The sequence below is a fragment of the Glutamicibacter uratoxydans genome, from assembly GCF_006539925.1.
GTDB lineage: Bacteria > Actinomycetota > Actinomycetes > Actinomycetales > Micrococcaceae > Glutamicibacter > Glutamicibacter uratoxydans.
On sequence record NZ_BJNY01000007.1, the window covers coordinates 111,611 to 125,567 of the forward strand.

Sequence of the window (13,957 nt, forward strand, 5' to 3'; positions counted from 1 at the left end):
CACTGGAACGACGACCTCATCGCGCAAGCGAGTACGAAAGGGGCACCACGTGGCATCACAGACCACGGAGAATCCCAACGCCAACGAGCCTGAGCTCGAACGCGCACTATCCAACCGCCATATCCAGCTGATCGCCATCGGCGGCGCCATCGGCACCGGCCTGTTCATGGGCTCCGGCAAGACCATTTCGGTGGCCGGCCCCTCGGTGATCCTGGTCTACATGGTCATCGGCTTCATGCTGTACTTCGTCATGCGCGCCATGGGCGAGCTGCTGCTCAGCCGCACCAACTACCGCAACTTCTCCGACTTCGCCGGAGACATCCTGGGCCCCTGGGCCGCGTTCTTCACCGGCTGGACCTACTGGTTCTGCTGGATTGTGACCGGCGTGGCCGACGTGATCGTGATCGCCTCGGTCTATGTGGCCTACTGGACCCCAACGTCCTGGCCGCTGTGGATTACCGCCATTGCGGTGATCGTCATCTTGATTCTGCTGAACCTGCCATCGGTGAAGGGCTTCGGCGAGACCGAGTTCTGGTTCGCCATGGTCAAAATCGTCGCCATCATCGCGCTGATCATCGTCGGCATCGTGCTGATCGTCACCGGCTTCACCCACGACTACGAGCACGGCACCGGCACCGCATCGCTGATGAACCTGTTCAACCAGAACGGCGGCTTCTTCGGCGGCGGCTTCATGGGCTTCATCATGGGCTTCCAGATCGCAGTGTTCGCCTTCGTCGGCATCGAGCTGGTGGGCACCGCCGCGGCCGAAACCAAGAACCCGGAGCACAACCTGCCCAAGGCGGTCAACGCCATTCCAGTTCGCATCCTGCTCTTCTACGTCGGCTCGCTGGTCGTGCTGATGTCAGTGGTTCCTTGGCAGAACTTCAGCAAGGACGAGTCCCCGTTCGTCATGCTCTTCCAGCTCGCAGGCCTGGGCGCAGCCGCCCACCTGGTGAACCTGGTGGTGCTGACCTCCGCGATGTCCTCGGCGAACTCGGGCATCTACTCGACCTCCCGCATGGTCTACGGCCTGGCCACCGAGGGCGACGCGCCGCGCATCTTCGCCAAGCTGTCGCTGCGCAAGGTGCCGAAGAACGCGCTGTACCTCTCCGGCGTCTGCCTGCTCTCCTCGATCGTGCTGCTGGTCTTCGGCCTGGACAAGTCCACCGGCTTCTCCATCGTGACCACGATTTCCTCGCTGTGCTTCATGTTCGTGTGGACCATCATCCTGGTCTCCTACCTGGTGTACCGCAAGCTGCGCCCGCAGGCCCACGACGAGTCGAAGTTCAAGATGCCGCTGGGCAGCTTCATGCCGTATGTGGTGATGGCGTTCTTCGTCTTCCTGCTCTGGGCCTTCACCAAGGATCCGGATACCCTGGCAGGTCTGATCGCCACCCCGATCTGGTTTGCGCTGCTGGCCATCGGCTACCTGTCGCTGCGCCGCAACCCGGCCCATGCCAAGGCCCGCGCTGACCACGAGGCGCGCATCGCCGAGGAAAAGCGCGAAGCCGCCGAGTACCTGGCCGGCAAGGCCCGCGTCTAGCGCTGTAAACGCCAAGAAAGTCCGCTGCATCCGCAGCGGACTTTCTTGGTTTAATTCAGCTTGAAGTTCGTGACGCGCAGCCACTGCTTGAAGCTGGACAGGCCCGGAATCAGCCGGGCCGATTCCAGCAGGTCCGCCCGGTAGGACGGGGCGGTTGAGAAGTAGCGGAACATCTGCTGCATGTCATAGGCGCCGTCGAAGACCTCCAGCGGCAGCGGCTCATAGCGGGCAGGCAGGCCGAAGTGCTCTCCCACTGCCTGGGCCATCTGCTCCCCGGTCAGCTCGTCGCCGGCAAATTCCATGAAGTGCTCCGGCAGGCGTTCGGGATGCACGATGGCCAGCGCGGTCATCGCGCCGATGTCCTTCACGCCGATCATCTGCAGCGGCACTCCGGCAGGGATGGCCAGGCGGACGACCAGCTCGCCGCCCTCGCGGTCGATGCCGAAGTTCTGGAAGTTGTCCATGAAGTACACCGGGTGGATGAAGTAGGAGTCCAGGCCCAGGGACCTGATGTAGCGTTCCACCTCGCCCTTGGACTCGAAGTGCGGCACTGCGGTGGGGCGCTCGGAGGCGGCTCCGGCGTTGTAGATGTAGCGCTTGACTCCGGCGACGCGGGCGGCGTCCACCAGCGCCTTGCCTTGTTCGGCCTCGCTGCCCACCCCGGCGCCGTCCATGCTGGTCATGAACACGAAGGTGTGGATGCCCTCAAGCGCGGCGGTGACGCTGGCTGGATCGGTGATGTCTGCGGCGACGACCTGCGCGCCGAGCTCGCGCAGCTGCTGCGCACGGGCGCTGTGCGGGTCGCGGGCCAGTGCGCGCACCGGCAGTCCGCGCTCGCGCAGGGCTTGAACTACCGAGCCGCCCTGCTGGCCGGTGGCGCCGAAAACTGCAATGGATTCGCTCAAGAGGTGTTCCTTCGTTCGAAAAAGTGAGAGTCACTGTCAGTTTGATTGTAGCTATCATTATTCTTGAGGGAAATATCCAATTGATCACAGGCGGGGCAATGACACAGACCATGGGCTTGCGCGAGCGGCGGAAAATCGAACTGGTCTCCCGGGTCCACCAGGTCGCGGCGGATCTGGTCGCCGAACACGGTTATGACGGAACTACCGCCGCGCTGATCGCCAGCCACGCAGGAATCTCCCAGAGCACCTTTTTCCGCCATTTCGAGACCAAAGCGGATGCAGTGTTCTGGCCCTTGGACGGTTTCGTCGACGCGGTCGAAACCTTTGAGCCGCCCGCGACGCCGGCCGAACTGCGCCCAGCGCTCAACGCGTTATATTCAGCCCACTTCGCTTCCCAAGACGATGCGAATACCAGGTTTCTCATCTGGGTACACGCGCTGACCACCAGCGACGTGCCGCTGCGCAATGCCCTGGCTGCCCGAGAACGCTGCATCCAGGACGTGCTGCACAGCCGGTTGAAGGCGGCGGGGCTTCCGGCCACGCTGGAGACGATCTTAAGCATCGAATACTGCGCGGCGCTCAGCGCCACAGCGATCAGGCACCTGGCCTGCAACGTACCGCTGGACCAAGCCACCACCAAGCAGCTGGTGCAGGTCCACCACCAGGTGGCGGCCCTGCCGTTGCCCTAGGAACGCTCCAGGTTCACCGAAAACTCAATCATGCCCTGCGGCTGACCGTCGACCGCGACTGGCCCTTTGCCTCTGAACTTCTGCCTGCAGAAAGCAACACGGCGGCCTGCCGGAACGAATGCTCCGACTGGCCGCCGCGCTGACATCGACAGGTGCTGCCTACTTGCCTGCAGGCTCAGCGTGGTCGGTCGGGGTGTGGATGATGTCCACGTACTCGCCCTTGTTGTCCTCGGAAGGCACGCGGTAGGTGAACTCGTCGCGGGTCAGCTTGGTGATTTCCGAGTCGCGCTCGAACAAGGTCTTGCCGGCCTCGTCCTTGGCGACGATGTGGCGGGTCTTGCCGTCTTCGGACACGGTCCAGTCGCCCTGCATCTTCGGTGCGTCGTCCAGGGTGTACATCTGGAAGTCGCCGCCGTCGTTGAAGTAGGCGAAGCCGACGTAGTTCTTGGCTGCATCGTCGGTCAGCGCGACGTCCTTGCCATCCTGGTCCACGGCGCCGGTAGTCTCCCACGCGGTGGAAGACAGCACCTGCGACGGGGTCAGCTTGGCTGGCTCGGCGTGGTCGGTCGGGGTGTGGATGATGTCCACATAGACGTCCTTGTTGCCCTCTTCAGGGTAGGTGCGGTAGGTGAACTTCTCGCCGGTCAGCTCGGTGATTTCAGAGTCGCGCTCGAACAGGGTCTTGCCGGCATCGTCCTTGGCGACGATGTGGCGGGTCTTGCCGTCCTCGGACACGGTCCAGTCGCCCTGCATCTTTGGGGCGTCGTCCAGGGTGAACATGGTGAAGCTGCCGCCGTCCTTGAAGTAGGCGAAGCCCACGTAGTTCTTGGCGGCGTCGTCGGTCAGCTCGACGTCCTTGCCGTCCTGGTCCACGGCGCCGGTGGTCTCCCACGCGGTGGAGGACAGCACCTGTGAGCCGGTCTGCGCTGCGGACTCGGCGGCAGGGCTGCTGGAGGCAGGAGCCTCGGCGCCGGTGGTGGAGCACGCGGCCAGCAGGCTCATGGCGAGGACTGCCGAACCCAGGGCGGTGATGGTCTTGGCTGGCTTGGAGGTGAAGTTCACGGTGGTTCCTTCGCTCGGTGGTTTTCCTGTTATCTCCATCCTGCTGTGTTTAAAAGTGCACGACATCCGGCGCACAGCCAGGAAGAAATAGCCGAACGGACGATAGCCGGGGCTGGCGGCCGCCGTAGAATACTTGGCTATGGACATAGTCGAGGAGATGGGCGAGCCCGCGAGGCGCCGCGGCATTCTGGGCCAGATGCAGCGCCTGGACCGCTGGCTGGATGTCATCTTTGTCATCCTGCTGATCTCCAGTGCGCTGCGCTACCACGAACGCCACGACCTGTTTGCCGACGGGCTGCCGGTGCTGCTGGGCAGCACCGGGCTGGTCATCGGCTACGCGCTGCGGCCGCTGGCCAACCGGCGCGGCTGGGGCATCGCCTGGTCGCTGGCGGCGGTGGTGCTGTGGGGCCTGCTCACGCTCCTGGCCCCGAGCTTTGCCTGGTGTTCGGTGCCGCTGGCCTTCGCGGTGCTGCAGATGCTGCCGTTTCGGTGGGCCGCTGTGGTGGTCGCGGCGATGATGCTCACGATCACGATCGGCTGGCTACGGGTGGGCACCGCCATCGACCCGACGCTGATTGCCGGCCCGATCGGCATCGGGCTGGTGACGGTCTTCGCCTACCGCGCGCTGGAGCGCGAATCCACCGCGCGGGCCAAGGCGGTCGAAGAGCTGCTGCAGGCCCAGGAGGACCTTGCCAGCCAACAGCGGCGCACCGGCGCGATCGCCGAAAGGGCTCGGCTCTCGCGCGACATCCACGATTCGATCGGCCAGGACCTGTCGAGCATCAACCTGTTTCTGCAGGCGGCCGAACAGTCTTGGGGCTCGGAAGCCGCCCGCGACCGGGTGCATACCGCCGCGCAGACCTCGCGCAGCGCCCTTGACACGGTGCGCCGGGTGGTGCGGGATCTTGCTGAGGAGTCGCTGAGCGCGGTGTCCCCCGGCGCCCTGCGCAGCCAGCTGGAGGCCATCATCGCCCAGCCCTGCGCCGGCACCGAGCTGGGGCTGCGCTTCGAGGGCGAGGCTCGGGCGCTGCCCGCCGATTTGGCCGAGGCGGTGATCTTCACGGTGCGCGGTGCGCTGGCCAATGTGCGCGACCATGCGCAGGCGCAGCGGGCCATGGTCACCCTGACCTTCGAGCAGGAGGCGCTACTGGTGGATATCCGCGACGACGGCCGCGGCTTCAACACCGGCGCCAAGTCCGTGCCCTCGCTGCGCGGGCACGGACTGCCCGGGCTGCGCCGGAGGGTGCGCGGACTGGGTGGTAGTTTTGCCGTTGAGAGTTCACCCGGCGAGGGCACCTCGCTGTCAGTTGTTTTTCCCTGGGAGGAATCATGATCCGCATTGCCCTGATCGACGACCATCCGGTGGTGCGCGCCGGGATTGTCGCGCTGCTGGACACCGCGGCGGACATCGAAGTGGTGGGCCAGGGGCACGACGCCGATTCGGCGCTGGAACTGGTCAGGCGCGAGGCGCCCGATGTGGTGCTGATGGACCTGCATCTGGGCGCAGGGCCCGGCGGCATCGAGGCGACCCGCGCGCTGCGCGCCCTGCCCAACCCGCCACAGGTGCTCGTGCTGACCACCTATGACACCGAAAGCGACATCCTCAAGTCGCTGGATGCCGGGGCGCTGGGCTACCTGCTCAAGGACACTCCCCCGGCGCAGCTGTTCGAGGCGGTGCGCTCGGTGGCGCGCGGCGAAACGGTGCTCGCCCCGGTGGTGGCGGCGACGCTTGTCAAGCGCAGCTCGAACCCGATGCCGCAGATCACCGCCCGCGAGGTGGATGTCCTGGAGCTGCTCGCCCAGGGCAAGAGCAACAAGGAGATCGCCAAGGCCCTGTTCGTCTCCGAGGGCACCGTGAAATCCCACCTGGCGCACATCTACACGAAGCTGAATACTGACACCCGCGCCGGAGCAGTGGCGGAGGCCATCGCCCGACGCATTATCCGCCGCGCCTAGAGCGCCGCCGTCACGGCGCAGTGAGGTTCCGGTGATATTCGTTGCCTGCACGCTGCCCAAGAATGCTGCGACGGCCGCGAAATCCTCCGGCTTCCCGTAGTCGCCGCTGGGAATCATTGCCGCTGTCGCGGCATGGGCGTCCTGCACAGATAGGCCGCGCTTGGCCGCAGTGACCTGGTCGATCTGTGCAGCGCGAAAAGTGGCCACGCGCCCTGAAAGCAGCGAGTTGGCGGAGATGACCGCGGCTGCGACCTCAGCGGCCAGCGTTCTGAGGTAGCCGGCCAATGAGATGCGACCCAGATTGGACAACGCGAGGTTTTCGATCGGCGTCTGCTGGTGCAACCGCGGTCGTGTCCTTGGCGAAACCGGGTTCCGGGCGGGGGCCGTTAAGTACTAGGATGTCGGCTGCGTTGACCGCTGCCACTGCTTGCTCGCAGAGTTCTGCACCGGGCATCTCGGCGGCAATTTACTGCGCCGCGGCCTTGCCCAGGCCCGAAGTTGATCCGGAGACTTACGCAGTTTTCCAAAGATGCCAAGATCCACCGTTGCGCTAAGTTGCTGACTTCTGAGCATGGCAGTTCTCGGTATTTTCGTAACTTTGAGAACTTGCTCTGGGTGTATCCGGTAAATCTTCCCTAACTGTGATCTGCCGTGAAATCAGCCGATAAGTGATGCCGTTCACCGTTCAAAGCACTCCGCTCACCGATAAGTCTGCCTTGTTTTTCCGCGTAATGAAATTTCTTTTTCACTGTGCGATTCGTCATGCTCATAATGTAACTCGGAAACACACCAGCAAATCACTTCGACGGCTGCCGCTGTGTACCCAACGGTTGCGTACATGCCCACACGAATTATCACGACAGATCCCACTGCAGGGACCTGTCGTTCAGTTTTTCGTTCAACCGAAGGAAGAGATATGGAAGCTTCTAGCATTCAAAGCGTTGCACGTAACCTGCGCCTGGCCACCCGCAGCGGTGCTCCGGTGTCCACCGTTGGAACCGAAACCATTGACATGGATCTAGCCTCGATCATTGCCGCGCACGGCCGCGAAATCGCCGAATCCGAGGGCGAACGAGTCATCGGCTACAAGATCGGCCTGACCGCAGAGGCAGTACGCGCTTCCTTCAACGCCGACGCACCGGTTCAGGGCTACCTGCTGGAAAGCACGCTGATTGAAGCAGGAGGCTCCATCGCCACCGAGAACATGAGCAACCCTGCCGTAGAAGCTGAAATCGCGTTCATCATCGGCACCGCCCTGAACAACCCGGAGGCAACCATCGACGATGTCATCGCCGCGACCAAGGCAGTGGCTCCCGCCATTGAAATCGTTGACAGCCGCTGGACCGGCGGACCGGCAAACCTGCCGATGCTGGTCGCCGACAACACCAATGCCGCCGCAGCCGTCGTCGGCGAAGCGGTCGAGCTGCCAGCCGATATCGCGGCAGCCACCAGCCTGCTGACTGTCGGCGACACCGAGCACCCGGGGTCCACCGAAACGGTCATGGGCAATCCACTGGAATCCGTTGCCTGGCTGGCACGATACCTGGCACAAACTGCCGACGGACTCAAGCCTGGAGATATCATTCTCAGCGGCTCGATGAACGTGCCCGCTCCGCTGGCGGGTGCCAAGAGCGCCACCGCCGCAATCGCAGGCATCGGAAGCGTCAGCGCGAATTTCCACTAATACGTCGCGTCAGATGCGCAGCAAGCCCTGTCCATTCGGACAGGGCTTGCTAGGTTTTGATGCGCTACTTCAGGTTCAATCGGCCTGACTTCATAATCCAGTACTCGTTTGAGTGCAAATCACTGCATCACGCAGTTATTAACAATCAGAGTCTCTCAGCCGTCAATACGTTGGATAAGCTTCTACCTTTTGCATATGGAAACTGTTTTCAACCTGCTCACCAAGCTTCGCGAGCCCACAGCCGTTGCAGAGTTTTCCAGCCAGTGGCTAGCCGGTCCTCAATGTTGCAATCGACAAGCTGTCTTGCTTACACACGAGCCATGGCAATGGATGACTTCCGGATTTGAACTGGTGTTGTCAGCAACGCCGCTCTTTGGGCCAATCATTGCCCTCCTGGCCGCAATCTACGCCGTGAGAACATTCAAGCTGAAGGTTCGGGTAGATCACGGGGATCAATGGCTCAAGCGTTTTCAAGAAGGCATGGCAAAAAGCTTGAGTGAAAACGAAGTTGAACAGGAATTCGGCGCAAAGCTGCTGGCCACACTCAACCAACCGGTTCGCCCCTGGTTATTTTTCGATCCTGACAAAAATAGAAGTCAAGGGCAGCGACGAGGCAACCGAGAAATCACTAGCCGTCAGTCCGTACCACCAAGAAAAGACCAATATCGCTTGCAGTCCAAGCCGATTAATAACAGTCAGATCTATGTTCGACATCCAGGCCTCAGACCTCACTGCCAACCAAGCACTTCCATGACAGTCCACCCAATCGAAAGCCCCGATGACTCAGTTCAATTTCCGCTGACTGTTTCAGGCGAGTTCAATCGTGCCGGCAAGCCCATTTTTATCGCACGGCTAAAAGCCTATGCGGCATATCTCAAGTCAAAAATGGTTAGGTGGAATGTCTCCAGTGAGGAAGCTGAAATGCATCGTGCGATCTCAGAGAAACTACAACGAAGAATGCTGTTCGAGTTCGGTGAAGGAGAATGAATACTACTCGGGGAACCAGCAGACAGCTACGATTGCTATTGAAAAGAGGTGAGCGGAATGAATGCTAATCGAATCAATCCCTACACGGGTCTCCCTCCGAAGAGAAACGCGAAATTTACTGTCATTCAGCTCAAGGGGCAGGATGATCGCTACGTAATTATCGATGCCAGTGGAGCACACCAGTCTCGAATTCTTACTAAGCCTCAACTTGATATCGCCACTCAGCACACCATCAATGCAGCTTCCTCTCCAACTAGCGGCGCACTCGATGACCTTGGGCAAGCACTGGTAAATTTCCGGTACGAGCACGGAGCAGCAGGATAAAGTCCCCAACATGAACTAGATGCGCAGCAAGCCCTGTCCTTTGGGGTAGGGCTTGCTGCGTTTTCATGCGCTATTTCAGGTTCAAGCGGCCTGATTTCATCATCCAGTACTCGAATGGCCAGGTAAGGAACGGCAGGCCCGACCCGACGCAGCCGGTGAGCCATACCCAGATCTTCCAGCGGAAGGTGAATGCCGTCAGCGTGGTGATGACGAGGTAGGCAAGCCAGGTCAGACCATGCGCCCAGCCGAAGATCGTCACGCCCATGGCGTTGCCGTTGATGAAGTACTTGAAGACCATGGCGGTCAGCATGCCGATCCACGTGACCACTTCTACGAAGGAAACAATGCGGAACAGCCGCCGGATGCCCTGCTGCCATCTAGCTGAACCCCGCAGTTCAGCTGCCGGCGTCAGCGCAGGGGCGGCCTGATCGGTCATCGTCACGAATTTGCTCCTTCAACGCCAAAAGACAATCCCGCCTAGGCTACCTCACGGGGAAGGTGGAAGGGAAAAGCTCAGCTGTTTCTCGTTTCTTGAAATCGCTGCTGCTGAAAGACGCCACATACTTGTCCATGAAATTCTGCGCCTTGAGCACATAGCTGCTGGTATCGACGGTGACGATTTCCTTGTCTTCGACGATGGTCTTGCCCGCCACGACAACGCGGTTGATATCGCGCCCGTCGCCGTTCATGATCAGCGTGCGGATGGGGTCTACGTGCGGACCCATGTGGGTCGAGGCCAGGTCCACGACGAAGTAGTCGGCCTGGGCTCCGACGCTCAGCCGGCCGATGTCATCACGGCCCAGTGCACGGGCCGGCTCGACGGTGGCGGCGCGGTACAGGTCTTCGGCAAGTGCAGTCGAGCGGTCGGCAGTAATGGTCTTGGTCATCGCCATGGCCAGGTCCAGGCCGTGGATCATGTTCGGCGGGGCCGAATCGGTGCCCATGACAACACGCGTGCCCTTGGCAAGATATTCGTCGAAATTGTCGATGCAGCCGCCGTAGTGGGCGGTGGGGATTGGACAGAAGATCACCGAGGTGCCGTTCTCTCCCAGCAGCTTCACGTCGTCACCCTGCCCGTACTTCTCAGGCATATGCTGGTGACCCGGGACGGTCCAGACGTGCGGGATGAACGTCTTTTCCTTGAGGAACCCGATGTCATGCAGGTACGGGATGGAGCGCTTGCCGGTGCGCTGGAAAATCATCTCGATCTCCCCCAGCCCCTGGGCGGCATGCAGCCTGACAGGGATGTCCAGCTCGTCGGCTGCGGTTCGAGTCATCTTCAAGGTGCGCTCGGTCTGCGTTTCGATGCGGGCTGGCAGCAGCGCGGCGCGGATCCGGCCGTCGGCGCTGCCGTCGTAGTCGTCGGCGAAGCGCAGAGCCTGCTGCAGGCCGTCGATGCCCTTGGCTTCGTCCTCGTGCAGCATGACGCTGCTCCCGTCGGTATACGGAACCAAGGCCCGGTAGCTGGGGCCAAGATAGCCGCGGATGCCCAGGTCCTTCACCGCTCCGGCCAACAGGGCCATATCGTCATAGTCCTCGCACCACGGGAAATAGGTTTCCGCGGCAATGGGCATGATCGTGGTGATGCCGTTGCGCACCAGCTGGCTGATGGCGAATTGGCGGCGGAAGAGCATTTCTTCCTGAGTGAAGACCGCACCGTGGTTGTGCAGGTACTCCTGCGACCACATCAGCCCGAAGCGCCGATCCCCTGACGGCCAGGAATCAAACAGCGCGTGGTCGATGTCCGCCAGCGCATTGGTATCCACAAATCCAGGGGACAAGATGGCGTGCCCTGCGTCGATTTCCTTGTCCACGCGGCCGGTGTATCCGCGACCGACGAAGATGATCTTGTCGTCCTCGTGGACCAGTTCACCCTGCGGCCAGATGCAGTGGTCGTCGTTTTCAAAACCAATCACAAAGGCCGCTTTAACACGGGTGATCTGTCCCATTCAATACTCCTAGTCAATCGGTGCTGTGACTCAGCTTACCCAAAATTCAGGAAACTTGGTATACCGAAAATGCTCAGTTTTCAGGGTGAACTTCAGACTCCACGATGTTGAGATCGTGCTCATGGCGGTCAAGGATCGAACTGACAGAGGCCACAGCACGCTGCGGATCTTCTTCCAAGATGGCACGATAAATCTCATCGTGATCATCACTCTCTGATATGGCCGCCCGCACGACGCCAACCGGCGTTACCCAATCTGCATCAATCGACTCAGTCAAGGTTCGATGAAGCATGATCAGCAATTCATTATGCGTGGCAGCAAAGACTGCCCGGTGAAAGTCATGATCCGCCGAACGGAAATCTTCCAGGTCACCGGCGGCGGCTGCGTTTCGACGCCGCGCAAGCGCCGCTTCCATTGCCTTCAAGTCATCGTCGGTACGGCGTTGCGCAGCCAGTGCAGCCGCGGGGATATCCAGGGCCTGCCTAGTCTCGATCACCTCCCGCTCCGAAGTGTTGGCAATACCTCGCCGCAAAGCAATGGCCCGCTCGTCAATAGCGGTGACAAACGTCCCGTCACCTCGCTTAATGCCCAGTAATCCAGCATGAACCAACGCGCGGACCGCCTCCCTTAATGCGGCACGAGAGAGCCCCAGTTCCGTAGATAGCTCAAGTTCCGACGGTAGCCGCATACCCAAGCTCCACTGTCCAGAGCTGATGCGTTCACGCATCAGATCAATAGCTTCATCCACGACACTGCGTCGAGTGATTACACCCATAGCGCCCCCTCGGTCATCCAATAGTCCGCACGGTTCATTTAACCCTGCACTAATTATTGGGTACTTACTTTTGCGATATTGCCACAAAAACTTTTCGGTTACTAGTCTTACATCAGACATCCGATGTCTGATACAACTGTTCCATGACGCAGATCACACACGGTGGGATCGATTCATCCCCGGTCCCAGAACCAACATCCAAGGCGCAGAATTTTCGCATCGGCGCACAATTTACCCGTTTTCCAACGTTGGCCAACGAAGGCCTGCTGGAGAGCCTCCAGGCAGCCTTACACGCAGGATTCTCAGCTATCACGCTGAACTCGCTGCCTTTGGAAACGCAGAACTCCTCCGAGCAGCAACTTCGCGAAGCCATCGATCAGCTGCTCGAAGCTGATGTCGAGCTAACGCTAGGCCTCGGCTCCGCGGGCCCAGCAGACGCTCCACTTGCGCTGCGCACCGAAACCGCCAAAATGCTGGAGCTCGGGATCGATCTTGGCTGCAGGGATTTCTTCCTCTACACCCGCAGCGTCAGAGATGCCAGCCACCAGCAGCAGCTGCGCCAAATCCTGCACAGCTTGCAGTCCTTGGCATCCATCGCAGCGCAATCCGGAGCCCGCATCAACTTGAAAACCCACGAAGACCTAGCTTCCAACGAAGTGGCTGCTCTAGTCGAGCAGCTTGACCCGGCGGTCTTTTCCATTGGACTCGACGTCGCGAACCTCGTAGTGCGCGGTGAAGATCCACTGGCAGTAGCGGAAAAGCTGAGTAACCGAATCGGCAGCACTCATCTTGAAGATCTGGTGCTTTTCCCCATCAGCAGCGGCTATCGCCGCAGACTTCGCCCCATTGGAGAAGGCGTGCTGGACTACCACCGGCTCATTACCGTGCTCTGGGAAGCCGGTGTTCGAACTTTCACGTTGGAACAGCATCAGGGACGGTTTGATACCGAGGTCAGCAACCCCTCGTGGTTCGCGTCCGAACCGCACATCGACCCGGTACAGCTGGGCGCATTGGCTGGCTATTCCTGGAAAACCTCGCAGCTTGTCCGGTCTGGATCCATCGCAGATCTGGCGCACTGGGATGAGAATCCCAGCGCAGAAACCAAGCTGTCACAGCTGCAATCCTCAGCTGCGCAGCTGGCGAAGATCCTGGACGACGTATCAACCCGCAACGGATCTTTGGAGGAATCATGACCTTAAGCGTTGCTTCCGTCCGAGCCACCCAACAGCGCAGCAACCCCATCGCGGTCTTCCTGAAACGCGATATCCCGCTGAGCATTTTCCTTGGACTTTTTATCCTTCTGGTGGTCGGTCTCTTGATCGGTCCATGGCTTTGGCCACTGAGCTCAGATGCCATCAATCTTTCCAATGTCCTTCAGGCCCCCAGTGCCGCCCATCCAATGGGAACTGATGACACAGGGCGCGACCTATTGGCCCGGTTCCTCGACGGTGGACGGACTTCGGTCTTTGCCGGGCTACTGATTGCAGTGATCGGCGCGGTCCTGGGATGTGCGCTGGCCTTGATGGCGGGTTCCATGCGAGGCTGGGTTGACTCGGTGTTCACTTGGTTGACCAACTCAATCCTGTGTTTTCCCGCCATTCTGCTGGCCATGGCCATCGCGATGGCCATCCGCCCCGGCGTCACTGCGGTGGTCATCGGCCTGTCGCTGCACTCGTTCCCCTGGTATATGCGCACCTTGCGCAGCGAGGTCATGCGCCTCTACGGCCAGGATTTCATCCGCTCCACCGATGCGATTGGAGCACACCCCGTGCGGATCTTGCTCCGCCATGTGCTTCCGCATTTGATACCCACCATGATCCTTCAGATGGCCGCAGTCTTCGGCGCATCGATCCTCTCGCTGGCGGCCTTGGGCTTCCTCGGCTTGGGCGCCCAACCGCCCACCGCTGAATGGGGCGCCATGATCACCGACGGTCAGCAGTTCTTCCTGACCGGACAGTGGTGGATCGCAGGCTTCCCTGGCCTTGGACTACTCGTTGCAGTAACCCTGACCACGCTGATTGCTGACCGCGCCCGCGAGGTGCTTGACCCCCGCTCGGACGCGGTCTAGGAAAGGAAACAGCTG

At 60.8% G+C, this 13,957-nt stretch carries 14 protein-coding genes and 1 pseudogene; 9 read left to right on the forward strand and 6 right to left on the reverse strand.

The genetic code is table 11. The features are described from left to right. Positions 1 to 49 precede the first annotated feature (49 nt). Positions 50 to 1,543 carry an amino acid permease gene (locus AUR04nite_RS07200; RefSeq protein ID WP_141363422.1) on the forward strand — a complete coding sequence of 498 codons (1,494 nt, stop codon included), beginning with the start codon at positions 50 to 52 and terminating at the stop codon, positions 1,541 to 1,543. Between the two features lie 50 nt (positions 1,544 to 1,593). Here the strand turns inward: AUR04nite_RS07200 and AUR04nite_RS07205 are convergent, their stop codons facing one another. Continuing rightward, positions 1,594 to 2,448: an NmrA/HSCARG family protein gene (locus AUR04nite_RS07205; protein ID WP_141363424.1), complete on the reverse strand. Its 855-nt coding sequence runs from the start codon at positions 2,446 to 2,448 to the stop codon at positions 1,594 to 1,596. 98 nt (positions 2,449 to 2,546) lie between these two features. Here AUR04nite_RS07205 and AUR04nite_RS07210 point away from each other — a divergent pair, with 98 nt between their 5' ends. Beyond that, positions 2,547 to 3,137 carry a TetR/AcrR family transcriptional regulator gene (locus tag AUR04nite_RS07210; RefSeq protein WP_141363426.1) on the forward strand — a complete coding sequence of 197 codons (591 nt, stop codon included), beginning with the start codon at positions 2,547 to 2,549 and terminating at the stop codon, positions 3,135 to 3,137. 159 nt (positions 3,138 to 3,296) lie between these two features. On the opposite strand, the gene AUR04nite_RS18125 is transcribed toward AUR04nite_RS07210, so the two are convergent. Then, positions 3,297 to 4,199: a DUF4822 domain-containing protein gene (locus AUR04nite_RS18125; RefSeq protein ID WP_218024650.1), complete on the reverse strand. Its 903-nt coding sequence runs from the start codon at positions 4,197 to 4,199 to the stop codon at positions 3,297 to 3,299. 139 nt (positions 4,200 to 4,338) lie between these two features. Between AUR04nite_RS18125 and AUR04nite_RS07220 the strand changes: the two genes are divergently transcribed. Both AUR04nite_RS07220 and AUR04nite_RS07225 read left to right on the forward strand, forming a co-directional pair. After that, positions 4,339 to 5,532 carry a sensor histidine kinase gene (locus AUR04nite_RS07220; protein ID WP_246055431.1) on the forward strand — a complete coding sequence of 398 codons (1,194 nt, stop codon included), beginning with the start codon at positions 4,339 to 4,341 and terminating at the stop codon, positions 5,530 to 5,532. Then, positions 5,529 to 6,155, forward strand: a complete 627-nt coding sequence (locus AUR04nite_RS07225) for a response regulator (protein WP_141363428.1) — start codon at positions 5,529 to 5,531, stop codon at positions 6,153 to 6,155. The genes AUR04nite_RS07220 and AUR04nite_RS07225 overlap by 4 nt, the downstream gene beginning before the upstream one ends. A gap of 15 nt (positions 6,156 to 6,170) precedes the next feature. Here AUR04nite_RS07225 and AUR04nite_RS18525 read toward each other — a convergent pair. Further along, a pseudogene (locus AUR04nite_RS18525) lies at positions 6,171 to 6,497 on the reverse strand (SDR family oxidoreductase); the annotation flags it as partial. A 574-nt stretch (positions 6,498 to 7,071) separates the two neighbouring features. Here AUR04nite_RS18525 and AUR04nite_RS07235 point away from each other — a divergent pair. The 3 genes from AUR04nite_RS07235 to AUR04nite_RS07245 all read left to right on the forward strand — a co-directional run bounded on the left by AUR04nite_RS07235 (position 7,072) and on the right by AUR04nite_RS07245 (position 9,150). Next, positions 7,072 to 7,839 (forward strand): 2-keto-4-pentenoate hydratase, encoded by a 768-nt coding sequence (locus AUR04nite_RS07235; RefSeq protein ID WP_170184128.1) that lies wholly within the window; start codon positions 7,072 to 7,074, stop codon positions 7,837 to 7,839. Between the two features lie 195 nt (positions 7,840 to 8,034). After that, positions 8,035 to 8,826, forward strand: coding sequence for a hypothetical protein (locus tag AUR04nite_RS07240; RefSeq protein ID WP_141363432.1), 792 nt, complete (start codon positions 8,035 to 8,037; stop codon positions 8,824 to 8,826). Positions 8,827 to 8,883: 57 nt separating this feature from the next. Then, entirely contained in the window at positions 8,884 to 9,150 is a 267-nt protein-coding gene (locus AUR04nite_RS07245) for a hypothetical protein (RefSeq protein WP_141363434.1), read from the forward strand. A gap of 70 nt (positions 9,151 to 9,220) precedes the next feature. On the opposite strand, the gene AUR04nite_RS07250 is transcribed toward AUR04nite_RS07245, so the two are convergent. The 3 genes from AUR04nite_RS07250 to AUR04nite_RS07260 all read right to left on the reverse strand — a co-directional run bounded on the left by AUR04nite_RS07250 (position 9,221) and on the right by AUR04nite_RS07260 (position 11,874). Then, positions 9,221 to 9,586 (reverse strand): DUF3817 domain-containing protein, encoded by a 366-nt coding sequence (locus AUR04nite_RS07250; RefSeq protein WP_246055433.1) that lies wholly within the window; start codon positions 9,584 to 9,586, stop codon positions 9,221 to 9,223. Between the two features lie 46 nt (positions 9,587 to 9,632). Further along, positions 9,633 to 11,099, reverse strand: coding sequence for a chlorohydrolase family protein (locus AUR04nite_RS07255; RefSeq protein ID WP_141363438.1), 1,467 nt, complete (start codon positions 11,097 to 11,099; stop codon positions 9,633 to 9,635). A 73-nt stretch (positions 11,100 to 11,172) separates the two neighbouring features. Further along, complete coding sequence (locus AUR04nite_RS07260; protein WP_170184129.1) at positions 11,173 to 11,874, reverse strand: FadR/GntR family transcriptional regulator; 702 nt, start codon at positions 11,872 to 11,874, stop codon at positions 11,173 to 11,175. Positions 11,875 to 12,017: 143 nt separating this feature from the next. Between AUR04nite_RS07260 and AUR04nite_RS07265 the strand changes: the two genes are divergently transcribed. After that, positions 12,018 to 13,067: a sugar phosphate isomerase/epimerase family protein gene (locus AUR04nite_RS07265; RefSeq protein ID WP_141363442.1), complete on the forward strand. Its 1,050-nt coding sequence runs from the start codon at positions 12,018 to 12,020 to the stop codon at positions 13,065 to 13,067. Continuing rightward, the gene (locus AUR04nite_RS07270; protein WP_141363444.1) at positions 13,064 to 13,942 is read left to right on the forward strand and encodes an ABC transporter permease; all 879 of its coding nucleotides are present in this window, start codon (positions 13,064 to 13,066) and stop codon (positions 13,940 to 13,942) included. The genes AUR04nite_RS07265 and AUR04nite_RS07270 overlap by 4 nt, the downstream gene beginning before the upstream one ends. Positions 13,943 to 13,957 lie beyond the last annotated feature (15 nt).

Bases quoted from the DNA above. Each gene is read 5' to 3' on its own strand.
- AUR04nite_RS07255 (WP_141363438.1), bottom strand. From the start codon at position 11,099: ATGGGACAGATCACCCGTGTTAAAGCGGCCTTTGTGATTGGTTTTGAA.
- AUR04nite_RS07220 (WP_246055431.1), top strand. From the start codon at position 4,339: ATGGACATAGTCGAGGAGATGGGCGAGCCCGCGAGGCGCCGCGGCATT.
- AUR04nite_RS07265 (WP_141363442.1), top strand. From the start codon at position 12,018: ATGACGCAGATCACACACGGTGGGATCGATTCATCCCCGGTCCCAGAA.
- AUR04nite_RS07235 (WP_170184128.1), top strand. From the start codon at position 7,072: ATGGAAGCTTCTAGCATTCAAAGCGTTGCACGTAACCTGCGCCTGGCC.
- AUR04nite_RS07210 (WP_141363426.1), top strand. From the start codon at position 2,547: ATGACACAGACCATGGGCTTGCGCGAGCGGCGGAAAATCGAACTGGTC.
- AUR04nite_RS07240 (WP_141363432.1), top strand. From the start codon at position 8,035: ATGGAAACTGTTTTCAACCTGCTCACCAAGCTTCGCGAGCCCACAGCC.
- AUR04nite_RS07260 (WP_170184129.1), bottom strand. From the start codon at position 11,874: ATGGGTGTAATCACTCGACGCAGTGTCGTGGATGAAGCTATTGATCTG.
- AUR04nite_RS07245 (WP_141363434.1), top strand. From the start codon at position 8,884: ATGAATGCTAATCGAATCAATCCCTACACGGGTCTCCCTCCGAAGAGA.
- AUR04nite_RS07250 (WP_246055433.1), bottom strand. From the start codon at position 9,586: ATGACCGATCAGGCCGCCCCTGCGCTGACGCCGGCAGCTGAACTGCGG.
- AUR04nite_RS07225 (WP_141363428.1), top strand. From the start codon at position 5,529: ATGATCCGCATTGCCCTGATCGACGACCATCCGGTGGTGCGCGCCGGG.
- AUR04nite_RS07270 (WP_141363444.1), top strand. From the start codon at position 13,064: ATGACCTTAAGCGTTGCTTCCGTCCGAGCCACCCAACAGCGCAGCAAC.